This window comes from Streptomyces sp. NK15101 (genome assembly GCF_020400725.1).
Classification (GTDB): domain Bacteria; phylum Actinomycetota; class Actinomycetes; order Streptomycetales; family Streptomycetaceae; genus Streptomyces.
On record NZ_JAINVG010000012.1, the window covers coordinates 43561 to 59103 of the forward strand.

The following is a 15543-nucleotide window of genomic DNA, read 5'->3' on the forward strand; positions in this document are numbered from 1 at the left end:
CGTGAACGAGACGGTCACCAGCGGAGCCCTGCTGCTCGCCCTGCCCCTCGCGGTCCTCGGCGGGCTCGTCTCCTTCTTCTCGCCGTGCGTGCTCCCGCTCGTCCCCGGCTACCTCTCGTACGTGACCGGCGTCACCGGTACCGACCTCGCCGAGAGCCGCCGCGGCCGGATGACCGCCGGTGCCGTCCTCTTCGTCCTCGGCTTCACCGCCGTGTTCGTCTCCGGCGGCGCGCTCTTCGGCTACTTCGGATCGACGCTCCAGGAGTACCGCGAGACGCTCACCACGGTCCTCGGCGTGCTCATGATCCTCATGGGCGTGTTCTTCCTCGGCCTGATGCCCTGGTTCACCCAGCGGGAGTTCCGCTTCCACAAGAAGCCCGTCGCCGGGCTGATCGGCGCCCCGCTCCTCGGGGCGCTCTTCGGCATCGGCTGGACCCCGTGCATCGGCCCGACGCTCGCCTCGGTCAACGCCCTCGCCCTGGAGCAGGCCAGCGCCGGCCGCGGGGCGGTACTCGCCTTCGCGTACTGCCTCGGCCTCGGCGTGCCGTTCGTGCTCGCCGCCATCGCCTTCCGCAAGGCGCTCGGCGCGTTCGGCTGGGTCAAGAAGCACTATGTGTGGGTCATGCGGATCGGCGGCGGAATGATGATCGTCACCGGTGTCCTGCTCCTGACGGGCGCGTGGGACAGCATGGTGGCCACGATGCAGGGCTGGTCCAGCGGTTTCACGGTGGGGATCTGAATTCCATGAGCAAGACCGATACGACGGAGACCGGGCGTACCGCCGACGAGGCGGCCGGCGCCCAGCTGTCGACGGCCCCCCAGGAGGACACCGCCATCGGCGGCCCCACCCTCGGGGTCGTCGGCTGGATCCGCTGGTTCTGGCGGCAGCTGACCTCCATGCGGGTCGCGCTGATCCTGCTGTTCATGCTCTCCCTGGGCGCCGTCCCCGGCTCCCTCATCCCGCAGACCAGCGCGGACGAGCTGAAGGTGCAGGCGTTCAAGAACGCCCACGAGACCCTCACCCCGCTCTACGAGAAGCTGCAGTTCTTCGACGTCTACAGCTCCGTGTGGTTCTCCGCGATCTACATCCTGCTGTTCGTCTCCCTCATCGGCTGCATCGTGCCGCGCAGCTGGCAGTTCGTCGGCCAGCTCCGCAGCCGCCCGCCGGGCGCCCCCCGGCGCCTCGACCGGCTCCCCGCCTACACCACCTGGCGCACCGAGGCCGAGCCCGAGCAGGTCCGTGAGGCCGCGCTCGCCGTCCTCAAGGGGCGCCGCTTCCGCGCGCACACGGCGGGGAACGCCGTCGCCGCCGAGAAGGGCTACCTCCGTGAGGTCGGGAACCTGGCCTTCCACGTCGCCCTGATCGTGATGCTCGTCGCCTTCGCCTGGGGCCAGCTCTTCAAGTCCGAGGGCGGCAAGCTGATCGTCGAGGGCGACGGCTTCTCCAACACGCTCACCCAGTACGACGACTTCAAGTCCGGTTCCCAGTTCGGCGTCGACGAGCTGGAGCCGTTCAGCTTCACCCTGAACTCCTTCAACGGCACGTACGAGAAGAACGGCCCCCAGCGCGGCACCCCGCGCACCTTCGAGGCGGCCGTCAGCTACTCGCAGGGCGGTGCCGACAAGAAGGCGGTCATCAAGGTCAACGAGCCGCTGAAGGTGGGCGACTCCAAGGTCTATCTGATCGCCCACGGGTACGCGCCCGTCGTCACCGTCAAGGACGGCCGCGGCAAGACCGTCTTCCACGGCGCCGTGCCGCTGCTGCCGATCGACAACAACATCACGTCGACCGGCGCGATCAAGGTCATGGACGGCTACCGCGACAAGAACGGCAAGAAGGAGCAGCTGGGTTTCCAGGCCTTCTTCGTGCCGACGTTCGCGGGCGCCGGCAAGGGCACGATGTTCTCGCAGTTCCCCGCACTCGACTTCCCCGTCATGGCGCTCACCGGCTTCCACGGCGACCTGCGCGTGAACTCCGGTCTGCCGCAGAACGTGTACCAGCTCGATTCCTCCAAGATGAAGCAGTTCGCCGTCACGGGCGGCACCGGCAAGGCCAACCGCCTTCTGCCGGGCGAGACCATGACGCTGCCCGACGGCGCCGGCTCGATCACCTTCGAGAAGGACATCAAGGAGTGGGCGAGCTTCCAGATCTCCCAGCAGCCCGGCAACGGGCTCGCCCTCACGGGCGCGATCGCCGCGATCGCCGGCCTGACCGGATCGCTCTTCATCCAGCGCCGCCGGGTCTGGGTCCGGGCCGCGCGCGGTGAGGACGGCGTGACCGTCGTCGAGATGGCCGGACTCGGCCGCAGCGAGTCCGCCAAGCTCCCCGAAGAGCTGGCCGAGCTCGCGGTCATGCTCACCGCACAGGCGCCCCAGGCGCCGGAACCTGCCGAAGCAGCAGCAGAAGAAGGGGCCGAGAAGTGATCCTCGCCGCCACGACCAACGAGGGCCTGGCGCAGATGAGCAACACGCTCGTCTACTCCTCGATGGCCGTCTACACCCTGGCCTTCCTGGCCCACATCGCCGAATGGGTGTTCGGCAGCCGCAGCAAGGTCGGCCGCACCGCCGCCGCGCTGACCGAGCAGGCGGCGACCCCGGCGGTGACCGTCAAGGTCAAGCAGGCCGGGGGAGGCACGGCGGTCCTCGACAAGCCGAAGATCGTGACGCGCTCCACCGCCGGCACCCGTGACGTGCCCGACGGCCCGGGAGCGGCCGGCGGCACCGTCAAGGGCGACCTGTACGGCCGGATCGCCGTCTCCCTCACCGTCCTCGCCTTCGCGATCGAGGCGGCCGGGGTGATCGCCCGCGCGGTCTCCGTGCAGCGCGCCCCCTGGGGCAACATGTACGAGTTCTCCACCACCTTCTCCACGGTGGCGGTCGGCGTCTACCTGGCCTTCCTCGTGGCCGGGAAGAACGTGCGCTGGATCGGCCTGCCGCTGGTCACGACGGTCCTGCTCGACCTGGGCGTGGCGACCACCATGCTGTACACCGAGAGCGACCAGCTGGTGCCCGCGCTCGACTCGTACTGGCTGTGGATCCACGTCTCCACCGCGATCTTCTGCGGCGCTGTGCTCTACCTGGGTGCCGTCGCCACCCTGCTGTACCTGTTCCGCGACTCGTACGAGAACAAGCTCGCCGGCGGCGGCAAGCCCGGCGCCTTCGCCCGCTCCGTGCTGGAGCGGCTGCCGGCCGCCGCGACCCTCGACAAGTTCGCGTACCGGGTCAACGCGGCGATCTTCCCGCTCTGGACCTTCACGATCATCGCCGGTGCGATCTGGGCCGGTGACGCGTGGGGCCGCTACTGGGGCTGGGACGCCAAGGAGGTCTGGTCCTTCATCACCTGGGTCGGTTACGCGGCGTACCTGCACGCGCGCGCGACGGCCGGCTGGAAGGGGCGGAAGGCCGCGTACATCGCGCTCATCGCCTTCGGCTGCTTCCTCTTCAACTACTACGGCGTCAACATCTTCGTGAGCAGCAAGCACTCCTACGCAGGCGTCTGAGCTGGCACGGGACCTGTCCCGGGGTGACGCTGGAGGTATGAGCGAGATCTCCCGGGGCAGGAGCGAGACCCACGACGGCGACCGGCATCTGCTGCACTTCGTCGTGAACCTCCCGCAGCCGATGCCGGCGGTCTGGGCGGCCGTCGCCTCGCCCGAGGGCCTGCCGGCCTGGCTCTGCGAGGCGGATCCGCTGGAGCCGCGGCTCGGCGGGCGGGTCACCCTCCGCTGGCTCAACAGCGACACCGAGGTCTCGGGGCGGGTGACCGCCTGGGACCCCGACGTCGTGGCCGAGTACACGGTCGGTCCTCCGCACGGCCGGATCCGGTTCCACCTGGAGCCGGGGCCCGACGGCGGCGGGTCGACCGTGCTGCGTTTCACCAACGAGGTGCGGGGGTCGCGGGAGTACCGGCTGGACTGTCTGGCGGGGTGGCACGACCACTTCGAGCGGCTCGTGGCCGCGCTGGACGGCCACCCCACGGACTGGCGGGACTGGACGCCGGACCGCTGGAGGCATCTGCGGGAGCTGTACGAGCGCGACGAGGCTCCCTGGCCCAAGTGGGTGCCGTAGGGGCGGGGAGCCCGGGCGCTCACCCCTTCTTCGGCGGCAGGCACGTCTCCGTCGGTGGCCGGCCCTCCGGCCAGGCCGTCTGGACGTAGCGCTGGGTGCCGTCCTGGGCCAGTTCCACGATCGGGACCGCCTTGTTGTACGGGTTGCCGTAGTTGTCCAGGCAGATCCAGCCGCTCGCGCCCTCCACCCGCAGGGAGCCCTTGACCTGCGGCCACTGCGTCCCCACGTCCTCCTTCGCCGGGTACGCCGCACCCTGCGGGGTGGCCTGGCGGATCGCGTGGACCGCCGTCGCCATGGCGTCGTACGCGATGATCGCCTGGCCGTCCGTGAGCGCCACCGGCCCCTTCGCGGCGCGGGCGATGTCCGTCAGGAACGTCGAGTACGCCACCACCGAACCGCCCGTCACCGGAGTCTGCCGCCCCGGTGCCGGCTTCCAGGCGTCCGGATGGGCGAGCGAGGCGTACCGCACGGTCAGCTTCGCCTTCAGCGCCTTGCGGTCGAGCTTCTTGTCCGCGCCCAGGTAGGAGCCCTCGTCGCCGGTGAGGACGGTGAAGGCGCGGTCGGTGCAGCCGCGTGAGCCGAGGGCGTTGATGAACTGCCGGAGCTGGGTGTGGCGGCCCGCGAAGAAGACGGTCTCGGCGCGGGTGTCGCAGATCAGATGGGTGATCTGGCGGAAGGTGTTGGCGGTGGTGCCCTCCTCGGTGGGGTCGGCGGGCGAGGTGAAGAGCGCCGGTTCGTGCGGGGCGCCCCTGAGGTTGGCGGTGAAGGCGGCCTTGAGGGTGTCGGTGTAGTGGTCGCCGGTCCGGGTGTCCTGGACGAGGAAGGCCTTGGCGGCGTCCACCCGGCCGAAGTGCGAGAGGGCCTTGGCCTCGTCGGTGTTGGTGGGGGAGACGCGGGCGAGCCCCGGGTAGCGGTTGTGGCCGGGGCCGTTGGCGATGTCGTCGGCGGTGATGGTGGTGCCGACGACGGCGATCCCGGCGGCGGTGAGGGCGGCCACCGACTCCCGCACCTCGGTGGAGGAGGTGGCGACGCCGGAGACGGCCCGCAGCCGGTCGGGGGCCTCCGTCATGGCGACGAGCCGGTCGACGGTCTCGCGCCAGTGGGCGTTGCCCTTGCCGGTGTTGGCGAGGACCAGGCGGATCTTCGGGGTCTCGCTGTTGGACTCGTGGTTGGCCCGGTACTGGTAGGCGTACGCGCCCTGGATCTCGCGCAGGACCTTCTCCCGCATGCCGCCGTCGGTGGAGGTCAGCGGCAGGAGCACGGCGACGGTCGCGTACTCGCCGGCCTTCAGCGTGGCGTTCTCGCGTCCGATGGCCCCGGCGACCTCGGCGAGCTCCGGCACGCCGAAGGCGTGGCCGTCGCCGTTGACGCCGACGCACTCGTCGCTGCCGACGGGACGGGCCACGCCGGCGGCGCAGGAACGGTCCTCCGGGGTGGTCAGCCGTGAGATGCCGTAGCCGCCGAGACCGAGGACGACGGCGGCGGAGACCAGTGAGGCGACGAGCTTCTGGCGGGGGGTGCGGACGCGCCGGCGCAGCCGGAGGACCAGTCGATCGGGCATGGCGTCAGACTCCGTTCTCACGGCCCGGCGGCAGCGACGGCTCCCGCCAGGCACGGATGTCGCGCGGCCAGTGGCTCGCCGCGTCCCAGAGCGAACCGCTGCCCGTCAGATGGCGGCCGGACAGCCGGCGCAGCTCGTGCGCGAGCCGGTCGGCGACCTCGTCGTCGGGCAGTGCGAGCGGATCGGTGAGCAGCCACACGGCGTGCAGCAGCCGCCGCACGGACAGGTGGAGTTCGGTGGTGTCGGGGTCGAGGCCGGCGGGGAGGGCGCCGGGCGGCTCCTGCCCGAGGGCGACCGCCCGGCGCGGGTCGGGACCCGGCCGGTTCCGCTCGCGCGGGTACGGGGCGGCGGCGATGAACCGGAGCCGGCCGAGCCAGCCGAGGACGTCCCGCTCGGGGAAGGTCTCCCGCAGGTGCGTGACGGCCTCCTCGGGGCGGCCGAGGGCGAGGGCGTGGTGGAGGCGGTACGGGCCGGGGCCCGGGCCGTAGTGCCGGTACAGCGTCTCGTGGACGGCGTGCCAGGCGGCGTACCGCGGATGGTCGTCGTCCTCGAAGCGCAGCCGGTACAGGAGCAGGGCGCGCAGCAGCGGGTCGGCGACGAAGTGTCCGGGGCCCTCGCCCCAGTCCTCGGCGCGTAACTGGTCGCGGACCCGCAGCGCCACGTCCCCGTCCAGGGACTCCGCCTGGAGCCGGGCATGGGCGAGCATCCGGGCGGACTCCTCGTCGTGGGTCGCGGCGAGGACGGCGTACGGCCCCGGTCTGCGCACCGGCAGGAGTTCGGCGAGGAGCGCGGGGGCGACGGGCACCGGCGGGGCGTCCTCGCGCAGCTCCACCGTCAGGTCGAGCAGCCGGCCCGGGGTGAGGCCGGCCCGCAGCTCTGCGGGGGCCTCGCCGGCGGCCCGGCCGAGGAGGGCCACGCCGAGCGGCCGGCCGCCGGTCAGCCGGTGGACGGCGCGGGCGAGTTCGGCGGGGGTGCGGCCCGCCGGGTCGTGGTGGTCGAAGGCGGACCGGGTCTGGGCGGGGGAGAGCGGCGTCAGCTCGACGGCGAGGATGCCCGAGCCGATGCTCGCCCCGCGCGGGCAGGGCGCCCGGTGCGCGGTCTCCGGCAGCCGGGTGCGGGTGGCCTGCCGCAGGCCCTCGTGGTCGCGGACCCGGGAGGTGGCGAGGACGACGACCCGGTCGCGGCGGCCCTCGGCGCGGGCGCGCAGGACCGGCTCGACGAGCTGTCGGCCGAGCGGCTCGTGGGCGTTGTCGAGGAGGAGCAGGGGCCTGCCGATGCGGGCGCCGCGCTGGAGCCCGGTGTAGGCGTGGCGCAGGTCCTCGGTGAGGGCGCCGACGAGGAAGGCCTCGGCCTCGCCGCGGCGCCGGCCGCCCTGCTCGAAGTCGACCGCGAGCTGCTGGAGCCCGGCCTTGGCGCGCCCGCCGGCGTTGCGGTAAGCGCCGTACCAGCCCTCGGAGGTGCGCTGGAGACGGCCGAACACCTCCTCCAGGACGGTCTCCACGGTCGCCTCGGCGAGCAGCCCGGCGAGCGGGGCGGCGGCGTCCGCGAAGTTGGCGGCGAGCTTGGCGAGGACCTTGCCGACCCAGTTGGCGGCGGCGCCCCGGGTCGCGTCGACGGTAGCGAGGAGCGGCCCGAGCCGCTGGAGGTCGCGCCGGGCCCGCTCGTCGTCCTCCTGGGACCAGGCGAGCGAGGCGACCGCGACCAGGCCGAGCGAGAGCCGGGGGAAGCGCACGGGCCGGGCGCCCAGCACCTTCGGCGACAGCTGCACGGCCAGCTCGGAGAGGGCTCCGGTGACCGGGGTCCAGCCGGGGCCGTGGTCGGCGGGCGGTTCGATGTGGGCGCAGTCGAGGAGGGCGAGCGGCGTGTGGCCCTTGTAGCGGTTGCGGACCTCCTTGAGCAGGGCGGTCTTCCCCATGCCGCGCCCGCCGGTGAAGACCGTCACCGGCGGGTCGTCCCCGTGCTCGTACGCGACGCGCGCGGCCCCCTGCCGGGTGAGCCCGACGAGCCGGGCGACGAGCCCGCCCTCGTCCAAGGCCGCCTCACGGCCGTACAGCTCCCTGTCCACGCCCCTGCCACCCCCGTCACAGTCAACTCAAGGATATCGACGGTGTGTTGGGAAAGCGGTCGGCTTTTCGACTCTGTTGTGGACCTGTTCTCAGTCCGTGGCGATGGCGTCGAGCTGGGCCCGCAGATAGGAATGCGACTCGATGCCGTGGATCGTGGTGCCCGGCGTGCACTCGTAGAAGTACACCAGCGACATCAGCTCCTCGGTGGGCACGTCGGCCGGCGGCGGCAGCACCCGGTGGCGCCCCGACCTCCACCGTCCCCCGGTCCAACCGGCCATCAAGTCACCGATGTTGACGGTGAAGGCGGTCGGATCTTACGGAGCGTCCTGCCAGCCCCCGGCGTCGGTGAACACCTGGAGTCCGCCCTTGCCGGCCTCCCGGTCCAGGACGGTGACCGTGCCGAAGTCCGTGTGCGGGCCGATGCGGAACTGGCCCGGCTCCGGCTCGCCGGTCCGCTCCCGCCCCGGGTACCAGTTGATGTTGAAGCCGAACGTGGGGCGCCCGGTGTGCCGGGTGAAGAAGTCCCGCTCCTCGCCGAGCGCGGTGCCGAGCAGATCGAGGACCCGGTCCGACAGCTCCTTCATCTGCGCCAGGTACGCCTCCACCAGCGGCTTCAGCTCGGGCACCTCCTCTGGCCAGGTGTTCGGCAGGAACCACTCGGCGTCCACCGCCGGGTCCCCGGTCGGCTCCTCCGCCGCGAAGGAGAGCGACTCCTTCAGGTCGGGCGGGGTCGCCGTGCCCTCCGCGTACCCGTTGGCCTCCGCGCCCGGCCCGAGCCACCCGCGCCCGCCGACCCGCACGGCGTACCGCTCCTTGACGGCGGCGGGGAGGTGGAAGAAGGCGCGGGCCGTCTCGCGGATGGCGGCCCGCAGACCGGGATCCACCCCGTGCCCGGTGACCAGCAGGAACCCGGCCTCGCGCAGGGCGCGGTCGACGGCGGGCAGCTGCGGGGCGGGGTCGCGGGTCAGGTCGATGACGGGAAGGTCGGCTTCACTCATCCCCGATGTCCTCGTTCCACAGAGCAGGGCGCTGTGCGATGAACTCCCGCATCAGCGCGGCGCATTCGGGGTCGTCGAGCACGACGACCTCCACCCCGTGCTCGGCGAGCCAGTCGTGCCCGCCGTGGAAGGTCTCCGCCTCCCCGACGACCACCCGCGAGATCCCGAACTGCCGCACGAGCCCGGAGCAGTACCAGCACGGCGAGAGGGTCGTGACCATCGTCGTCCCCCGGTACGAGCGCTGCCGCCCGGCGGCCCGGAAGGCGGCGGTCTCCGCGTGCATGGACGGGTCCCCGTCCTGCACCCGCCGGTTGCGCCCGCGCCCGAGCAGCGCCCCGTCGGCGCCGTAGAGGGCGGCGCCGACGGGGATCCCACCCTCGGCGAGCCCGGCGCGGGCTTCACCGAGGGCGGTGGCGAGCCACCGGTGTGCTTGTTCCTGGTCCATGGGGAGGACTCTTCCCCGACGGGGAGGGGACATCACACGGGTGCTACTCCTCCCCCGAGGGGGTGTCCGATCCGGCAGCGGGCGTGACGTAGGAGCCCTTGCCGGGCACCGTGTAGATCAGCCCTCGCTCGCGGAGCTCGCGCATGGCCCGCCGGCCGGTCAGTACGGCGATGCCGTATTCCTCGGCCAGGCGGCCAGGCGTGGGGATCACCCGGTCGGGGGCGTACTCCCCGGTGGCGATCTTCGCTGCGATCACGTCGGCCAGCTGCATGTACAGCGGGCGTCCCGACTTCGGATCAAGGCTCATGGCTCAACGCTAGATAGTCATACAAGGACACGTATGGGTGGCTCTAGCTACAGCGTGATGCATCACGGTGCATCACGCACTACGGTGTGACGCACGAAAGACCCCGGCGGCCGTCCTACCGGCCCCGGGGCATGGCCACCAACTCGTAAGGGAGTTGACGACGTGCTGAACCCTATCGCGCGCGTACTGGGCTGGGCGCTGATGCCCGTTCTGCTGGGGCTGCTCATGCTGACCCTCCCGCCCACCGGAAGGCACCGAACCCGCCCGACCACCCGGGCCGCGCAGCGCAGGCGCCGCCGGACGCTGTGGCTCGCCACGGTCGGCGTGGACGTCGACCACCGGAACATCCACGCCGGGGCCGCCCGATGAGCCGCTGTGGGGCACGGCGCTCCGTGTTCGCCGTCGCGGAGGTCGTGCGGCCGGTGTGGGGCGGCTCGGTCTGCGTGCTGGCCGTCGGCCATGACGGCCCGCACCGCGACCGCGCGGGAGACGGCTGGTGGGTGACGCCGGAGATCGCCGACGCGGTGACCGTCTCCCTGCTGACGCACGCCCTCGTGTCCGCGCCCGAGCCGGAGTTCCGCTCGCCGCGCTGCGTCGTCGGCCGCCACGACCGCTGCCGGGACCACGCACCCCGCGACAGCGGCGTACCGGGGGTGCGTCATCTGGTGTGCGAGTGCCCCTGCCACGGGGCGCCCTCCGCCCTGCTCGCGGGGAATCCCTGAGTGCCGCCGGACGCCGCGGCGGCACTTTGCCCCTCCCGTGGTCGCTTCGGGCTGCCGCCGATCGGCTGAGGCCCGGGACCGCACCGGCCGGGTCGGGGAGGACGGGGGACAGGAGGCCTTAGCTTGCGGAGTGTTCTGTCGTTCCACCGAGAGGTCTCTGCCATGCGCTCCCTGCTGACCGCCCTCGCCGTCGGGGCCGTCGTCCTCGGCACCGCCGGCGTCGCGAGTGCCGATGTGAACGTCGAGATCGAGCCGGAGGGCTCGTACACCGTCGTCTTCGGCGACTGGCTCCAGTTCGCGCACGACGACGTCTTCAACGCCGGCCACGACAACACCGTCGGCTCCGACAACTGACGTCTCGCGTCGGGTCTCCCGCCCGGGGAGACGGCCTCCCCGGGCGGTCGGGCCTCACGCGACGGCGCCGGCCCCCTCCTCGTAAGGGAACAGGGCGAGCGGGGCCTCGCCCTGGAAGAAGGTCTTGGCGCGGATCATCGCCCGCTCGTCGGCCCGGATCCGGCCCGGGCGGGAGGCCGTGCCCGTCAGGACTCCGCCGAAGCGCATCCCCAGGTAGGCCGCCGAGTGGTTCAGGCCCGTGACCAGGCCGTCCGCGACCTCGTGCTCGTCGTGCGCCATCGCCGTCACCCCCCACAGCGTGCCGCCCGCCATCCGCTCCTTGAAGTCCGAGCCGGGCACGTTCAGCCAGCCCGACCAGTAGTCCAGGTACCGCTTGGCCTGCGCGGAGAGGCTGTACCAGTACAGGGGCGAGACGATGACGACGTCGGTGGCGTCGAGCGTCGCCTGTCGCAGGAGTTCCTCGGTCTCCCCGGGCCGCCTGGCGGCGTCCTCGTGCCGGCCGTCCTCGAAGTCGGGCAGGACCAGCCGGTTCAGGTCCACCCAGCGTCGCGGTACGTCGGCGGGCAGGTGTTCGGCCGCCGCGCGGGCCAGGATCTCGGAGTTGCCGTCGGCGCGCGAGCTGCCGAGGACGAAGAGGAACGAGCGGTCCGGGCGGTGCGAGGCGTCCAGCGTCATGTCTGTTGCTCCGGTGTCTTGGGGTATCCGGTGCCAACTCCGCCTCTCTCGTGGGTATTCCGTGGGTGGTCTCACCAGGACGTGCCGTGAGACGTCGCCGGACGCGGAGAGCTTCGAGACGGGGTGGGCGCGGCCTGAACAAGCCGATCCACGGCGCCGGACGGGAGGTGATCGCCGTGGACCCCCGCAACCCCTCCCGGACCTGCCCCGAACGCGGGCACGTCTCGGCGGAGAACCGGCCCACACAGGAGAAGTTCCACCGCGTCTCGTGCGGCCACACCGCGCACGCGGACACGGTGGGCGCTGCGAACGTTCTACGGGCCGGACCGGTCCGTCGCGAAGCCCACCGGCACAGCGAGAAGCCCCCTCGTTCATGAGGGGGAGGAGTCACGAGGAACGAGCCCAGGGGGCTTCCCTGCCGATGCCCGAACGGGCGGCGGCGCTCGAGGCGACCCAGCAGCACGCCCGTAGCGAGGCGGCGACTTCCTCGAAGGCGGCCGGGAGCCGCAGCTCCCTCAGCCCTCGGTCCCCGTGTCCTCGCCGGACTTGCCCTGCTCGCGCTTCTTCAGCTCCTCCTCGCGGCGGCGCAGGTCCGCCTCCCAGTCCTTGAGGAGGGACTCGTCCTTCTTGTTCTCTTCCCTGAGCGACTTGAGGAACTCGGGATTGTCGTCGGGGGCCACCCACTCGTGCCGGTGGTTGCGGTGCCACTCGGAGGGCGTACGGCCTCCGGCGGGCGCGTGGCGCATCTTGCCGGCGGCGAACCAGACGATCGGGCCCACGATCCAGAACAGCAGGATGATGATGACCCAGACCACCTTCGGCAGGTGCTTGGCCTCGTCCTCGGGAGTGTTCAGGCAGTCGATGAAGGCGTAGATCGTCAGTGCCAGCGGCAGGATGTACATCAGTGCCCTGAGCATGTGGTGCGGCCCCCTGGAAGCGGTGGCGGGGGCGCGTTTCGGCGGCCCCGGTGACAGGCCAAGCCTAGCCCGTGGCGGCTGCGCCGTTCCGGGGGACGACCCCGGACCCCCGGCGAGACCCGCCCGGCCCCGGGGCGGGAGCGCGAGCGGTACTCGGGGATACTTGGCGCCATGGCTTACGACGATCTCCGCTCGCTGCTCAGGGCCCTGGAGCGCGAAGGCGACCTCAAGCGCATCAAGGCCGAAGTCGACCCGTACCTGGAGGTCGGGGAGATCGTCGACCGGGTGAACAAGGCGGGAGGGCCGGCGCTCCTCTTCGAGAACGTCAAGGGCTCCGCCATGCCGCTCGCGATGAACGTCTTCGGGACGGACCGCCGGCTGCTCAAGGCGCTCGGCCTGAAGTCGTACGGCGAGATCAGCGAGAAGATCGGCGGACTCCTCAAGCCGGAGCTGCCGCACGGCTTCGTCGGGGTCCGCGAGGCCTTCGGGAAGCTGGGCTCGATGGTCCACGTGCCGCCGAAGAAGGTGAAGAGCGGGGACGCTCCCGTGCAGGAGGTCGTCCTCACCGGGGACGACGTCGACCTGGACAGGCTGCCGGCGCTGTTCACCTGGCCGAAGGACGGCGGGTCCTTCTTCAACCTGGGCCTCACCCACACCAAGCACCCCGAGACCGGCGTGCGGAACCTGGGGCTCTACCGGCTCCAGCGGCACGACAAGCGCACCATCGGCATGCACTGGCAGATCCACAAGGACAGCCGCAACCACTACGCGGTGGCGGCGGCGAAGGGCGAGCGGCTGCCGGTCGCCATCGCCTTCGGCTGCCCGCCCGCCGTCACGTACGCCTCGACGGCGCCGCTGCCCGGCGACATCGACGAGTACCTCTTCGCCGGCTTCGTGCAGGGCAAGCGGATCGAGATGGTCGACTGCAAGACCGTCCCGCTGCAGGTCCCTGCGCAGGCCGAGGTCGTGATCGAGGGCTGGCTGGAGCCGGGCGAGATGCTGCCGGAGGGTCCCTTCGGCGACCACACCGGCTTCTACACCCCGCAGGAGCCGTTCCCCGCGCTGAAGATCGACTGCGTCACGATGCGCAAGCGCCCGCTGCTCCAGTCGATCGTCGTCGGCCGGCCGCCGACCGAGGACGGGCCGCTCGGCCGGGCCACGGAGCGGTTCTTCCTGCCGCTCCTCAAGATCATCGTGCCGGACATCGTCGACTACCACCTGCCGGAGTCGGGCGGCTTCCACAACTGCGCGATCGTCTCGATCGACAAGAAGTACCCGAAGCACGCGCAGAAGGTCATGCACGCCATCTGGGGCGCGCACATGATGTCGCTGACCAAGCTGATCATCGTCGTCGACAAGGACTGCGACGTGCACGATCTGCACGAGGTGTCCTGGCGGGCCCTGGGGAACACCGACTACGCGCGTGACCTGACCGTGGTCGAGGGGCCGGTCGATCACCTCGACCACGCCTCGTACCAGCAGTTCTGGGGCGGCAAGGCCGGTATCGACGCCACGAAGAAGCTGCCCGAGGAGGGCTACACCCGGGACGGCGGCTGGCCCGACATGGTGGAGTCGGACCCGGCGACGGCGGCCTTGGTGGACCGCCGCTGGAAGGAGTACGGGCTGTGACCACCGCGGCCGTGCCCGGTGCCCAGCCGGGACGTACGAAGGCCTTCCTGCGGCTCGTGATGATCGAGCACTCGGTCTTCGCCCTGCCCTTCGCCTACATCGCCTCCCTCACCGCGATGTTCCGGCTCGACCGGAACATCCACTGGTGGACGCTCTTCCTCGTCACCGTCTGCATGGTGGGCCTGCGGACCTTCGCCATGGCCTGCAACCGGATCATCGACCGCGAGATCGACGCGCGCAATCCGCGGACCGCGAACCGGGAGCTCGTGACCGGTGCGGTGTCCGTGCGGTCCGCGTGGACGGGGGCCGGGATCGCCGTCGTCGTCTTCCTCGGCGCCGCCGCCCTGCTGAACCCGCTCTGTCTGGCGCTCGCGCCGCTGGCCGTCATCCCGATGGTCGTCTATCCGTACGGCAAGCGGTTCACGAACTTCCCGCACGCCATCCTGGGCCTCGCCCAGTCCATCGGGCCGATCGGCGCGTGGCTCGCGGTGACCGGCGAGTGGTCCTGGGACGCGGTCGTCCTGGGCCTCGCGGTGGGCGTCTGGATCGGCGGCTTCGACCTGATCTTCGCCTGCCAGGACGTGCAGGCGGACCGGGCGCACGGCGTGATGTCGGTGCCGGCCCGCTTCGGCGTCCCGGCGGCGCTGTGGGGCGCCCGCGCCTCGGCGGTCGTGACGACGGGGCTCCTCGTCTGGTACGCCCTGCTGACGGACGCGGGCCTCTTCTTCTGGGTCGGTCTGGTGATCGTGATCGCCGCCTTCGGCTACGAGCACACGATCGTGAAGCCGCACGACCTGTCCCGGCTGAACAGGGCGTTCTTCACGACGAACGGCTTCATCGGCATCAGCCTGTTCGTGTGCGCCCTCCTCGACCTGCTGGTCCGCGGGCTCACCCCGTAGCCCCGGCGTGACGACGGATAGGCTCGACGGCATGAACGACGGCAAGCGCACCCCCTGGATCGTGGGGGTTTCCGGGGCGTCGGGTACGCCGTACGCCGCCGCCGTGCTGAGGGGGCTGCTCGCCGCGGGGGAGAGCGTCGACCTCGTCGTGTCGCGGGCCTCGCGGCTGACGCTGCTCGACGAGACGGGGATCGCCTTCCGGGACGCGCACTGGCGCGACGACCTGGCGGCCTGGCTGGCGCGGGGCGCGGACGGGAAGCCGGACGCCTTCGACGTGTCGGGCGGGCTGGACGACGTGCGGTACTGGGCGGCCGGGGACCTGGCCGCGGGGCCGTCCTCCGGTTCGTACCCGGCGAAGGGGATGCTGGTGGTGCCGGCCTCGACCGCGGCTGTGGCGGGAGTGGCGCTCGGGCTCTCGAAGGACCTGCTGCAGCGGGTCGCGAGCGTGACGCTGAAGGAGCGGCGTCCGCTGGTGGTCGCGGTGCGGGAGACCCCGCTGAACGGACAGACGCTCAAGCACATGGTGGCGCTGGACGAGGCGGGCGCCGTGGTGCTGCCCGCCTCTCCGGCGTTCTACGCGGGGGCGACGCACATCCAGGATCTGGTGGACTTCGTCGCCGGGCGGGTGCTCGACGCGGCAGGGGTGCCGCATCGGCTGTACCGCCGTTGGGAGGGAGAGCTCGGTGGAGCTTCCCGCACGGATTAGCGCTTCTTGGCGGCCTTCTTCGGGACGCGCTTCGAGGCGGCGGACGGCTGGTGGGCACGCGAGCGGCCGGCCAGCTCCTGCAGCTCACGCATGCGGGCGTAGGCCATCTCGATCGTGTACACGGTGAACACCACTCCTGAAAGATCGTCTTTGATCTACTGAAAGATTCACAGGGTGTCGCCCCTGTGTGCCTTAG

18 protein-coding genes and 1 pseudogene are annotated in these 15543 nt (G+C 71.6%); 11 read left to right on the forward strand and 8 right to left on the reverse strand.

Annotated features, from left to right (window positions below; genetic code table 11):
* The first annotated feature begins 1 nt into the window (after window position 1).
* The 4 genes from K7G60_RS09490 to K7G60_RS09505 are packed head-to-tail and all read left to right on the forward strand — an operon-like array spanning window position 2 to window position 4068.
* On the forward strand, window positions 2-739 hold the full coding sequence (locus K7G60_RS09490; RefSeq protein WP_225800365.1) for a cytochrome c biogenesis CcdA family protein: 738 nt from the start codon (window positions 2-4) through the stop codon (window positions 737-739).
* Window positions 740-744: 5 nt separating this feature from the next.
* Entirely contained in the window at window positions 745-2424 is a 1680-nt protein-coding gene (locus tag K7G60_RS09495) for a cytochrome c biogenesis protein ResB (protein ID WP_225800366.1), read from the forward strand.
* Complete coding sequence (gene ccsB / locus K7G60_RS09500; protein WP_225800367.1) at window positions 2421-3500, forward strand: c-type cytochrome biogenesis protein CcsB; 1080 nt, start codon at window positions 2421-2423, stop codon at window positions 3498-3500. Before K7G60_RS09495 ends, ccsB begins: the two co-directional genes overlap by 4 nt.
* Before the next feature lie 37 nt (window positions 3501-3537).
* Window positions 3538-4068 (forward strand): SRPBCC domain-containing protein, encoded by a 531-nt coding sequence (locus K7G60_RS09505; RefSeq protein ID WP_225800368.1) that lies wholly within the window; start codon window positions 3538-3540, stop codon window positions 4066-4068.
* Window positions 4069-4087: 19 nt separating this feature from the next.
* Here the strand turns inward: K7G60_RS09505 and K7G60_RS09510 are convergent, their stop codons facing one another.
* The 5 genes and pseudogenes from K7G60_RS09510 to K7G60_RS09530 all read right to left on the reverse strand — a co-directional run bounded on the left by K7G60_RS09510 (window position 4088) and on the right by K7G60_RS09530 (window position 9445).
* Complete coding sequence (locus tag K7G60_RS09510) at window positions 4088-5629, reverse strand: hypothetical protein (RefSeq protein WP_225800369.1); 1542 nt, start codon at window positions 5627-5629, stop codon at window positions 4088-4090.
* 4 nt (window positions 5630-5633) lie between these two features.
* Window positions 5634-7694 (reverse strand): hypothetical protein, encoded by a 2061-nt coding sequence (locus K7G60_RS09515; protein ID WP_225800370.1) that lies wholly within the window; start codon window positions 7692-7694, stop codon window positions 5634-5636.
* A gap of 90 nt (window positions 7695-7784) precedes the next feature.
* Window positions 7785-8693, reverse strand: a pseudogene (locus tag K7G60_RS09520) (isopenicillin N synthase family dioxygenase).
* Window positions 8686-9138 (reverse strand): nucleoside deaminase, encoded by a 453-nt coding sequence (locus K7G60_RS09525; RefSeq protein WP_225800371.1) that lies wholly within the window; start codon window positions 9136-9138, stop codon window positions 8686-8688. Before K7G60_RS09525 ends, K7G60_RS09520 begins: the two are co-directional and overlap by 8 nt.
* A 43-nt stretch (window positions 9139-9181) precedes the next feature.
* Window positions 9182-9445, reverse strand: a complete 264-nt coding sequence (locus tag K7G60_RS09530) for a GntR family transcriptional regulator (protein WP_225800372.1) — start codon at window positions 9443-9445, stop codon at window positions 9182-9184.
* Window positions 9446-9607: 162 nt separating this feature from the next.
* On the opposite strand from K7G60_RS09530, the gene K7G60_RS09535 reads away from it, so the two are divergent.
* From K7G60_RS09535 to K7G60_RS09545, 3 genes are all read left to right on the forward strand, one after another.
* Entirely contained in the window at window positions 9608-9814 is a 207-nt protein-coding gene (locus K7G60_RS09535) for a hypothetical protein (RefSeq protein ID WP_225800373.1), read from the forward strand.
* A gap of 23 nt (window positions 9815-9837) precedes the next feature.
* Window positions 9838-10167 carry a hypothetical protein gene (locus tag K7G60_RS09540; protein WP_225800374.1) on the forward strand — a complete coding sequence of 110 codons (330 nt, stop codon included), beginning with the start codon at window positions 9838-9840 and terminating at the stop codon, window positions 10165-10167.
* A gap of 162 nt (window positions 10168-10329) precedes the next feature.
* Window positions 10330-10521, forward strand: a complete 192-nt coding sequence (locus tag K7G60_RS09545) for a hypothetical protein (protein ID WP_225800375.1) — start codon at window positions 10330-10332, stop codon at window positions 10519-10521.
* A 54-nt stretch (window positions 10522-10575) separates the two neighbouring features.
* On the opposite strand, the gene K7G60_RS09550 is transcribed toward K7G60_RS09545, so the two are convergent.
* Window positions 10576-11196 carry a flavodoxin family protein gene (locus K7G60_RS09550; protein ID WP_225800376.1) on the reverse strand — a complete coding sequence of 207 codons (621 nt, stop codon included), beginning with the start codon at window positions 11194-11196 and terminating at the stop codon, window positions 10576-10578.
* Between the two features lie 167 nt (window positions 11197-11363).
* Here K7G60_RS09550 and K7G60_RS09555 point away from each other — a divergent pair, with 167 nt between their 5' ends.
* Window positions 11364-11573: a zinc ribbon domain-containing protein gene (locus K7G60_RS09555; protein WP_374115614.1), complete on the forward strand. Its 210-nt coding sequence runs from the start codon at window positions 11364-11366 to the stop codon at window positions 11571-11573.
* A gap of 138 nt (window positions 11574-11711) precedes the next feature.
* Here K7G60_RS09555 and K7G60_RS09560 read toward each other — a convergent pair whose 3' ends face one another.
* Window positions 11712-12113, reverse strand: a complete 402-nt coding sequence (locus K7G60_RS09560) for a PLD nuclease N-terminal domain-containing protein (protein WP_225800377.1) — start codon at window positions 12111-12113, stop codon at window positions 11712-11714.
* A 171-nt stretch (window positions 12114-12284) separates the two neighbouring features.
* Here K7G60_RS09560 and K7G60_RS09565 point away from each other — a divergent pair, with 171 nt between their 5' ends.
* Genes K7G60_RS09565 through K7G60_RS09575 form a run of 3 tightly spaced genes read left to right on the forward strand, consistent with a single transcriptional unit; the run spans window position 12285 to window position 15347 of the window.
* A complete protein-coding gene (locus K7G60_RS09565; protein WP_030691726.1) occupies window positions 12285-13742 on the forward strand; it encodes a menaquinone biosynthesis decarboxylase in 1458 nt (485 codons plus the stop codon).
* Entirely contained in the window at window positions 13739-14641 is a 903-nt protein-coding gene (mqnP, locus tag K7G60_RS09570; protein ID WP_225800378.1) for a menaquinone biosynthesis prenyltransferase MqnP, read from the forward strand. The genes K7G60_RS09565 and mqnP overlap by 4 nt, the downstream gene beginning before the upstream one ends.
* A gap of 31 nt (window positions 14642-14672) precedes the next feature.
* Window positions 14673-15347, forward strand: a complete 675-nt coding sequence (locus tag K7G60_RS09575) for a UbiX family flavin prenyltransferase (RefSeq protein ID WP_225800379.1) — start codon at window positions 14673-14675, stop codon at window positions 15345-15347.
* Here the strand turns inward: K7G60_RS09575 and K7G60_RS09580 are convergent.
* Entirely contained in the window at window positions 15344-15481 is a 138-nt protein-coding gene (locus K7G60_RS09580; protein WP_225800380.1) for a hypothetical protein, read from the reverse strand. The two genes, K7G60_RS09575 and K7G60_RS09580, sit on opposite strands and share 4 nt — an antisense overlap.
* Window positions 15482-15543: the final 62 nt, after the last annotated feature.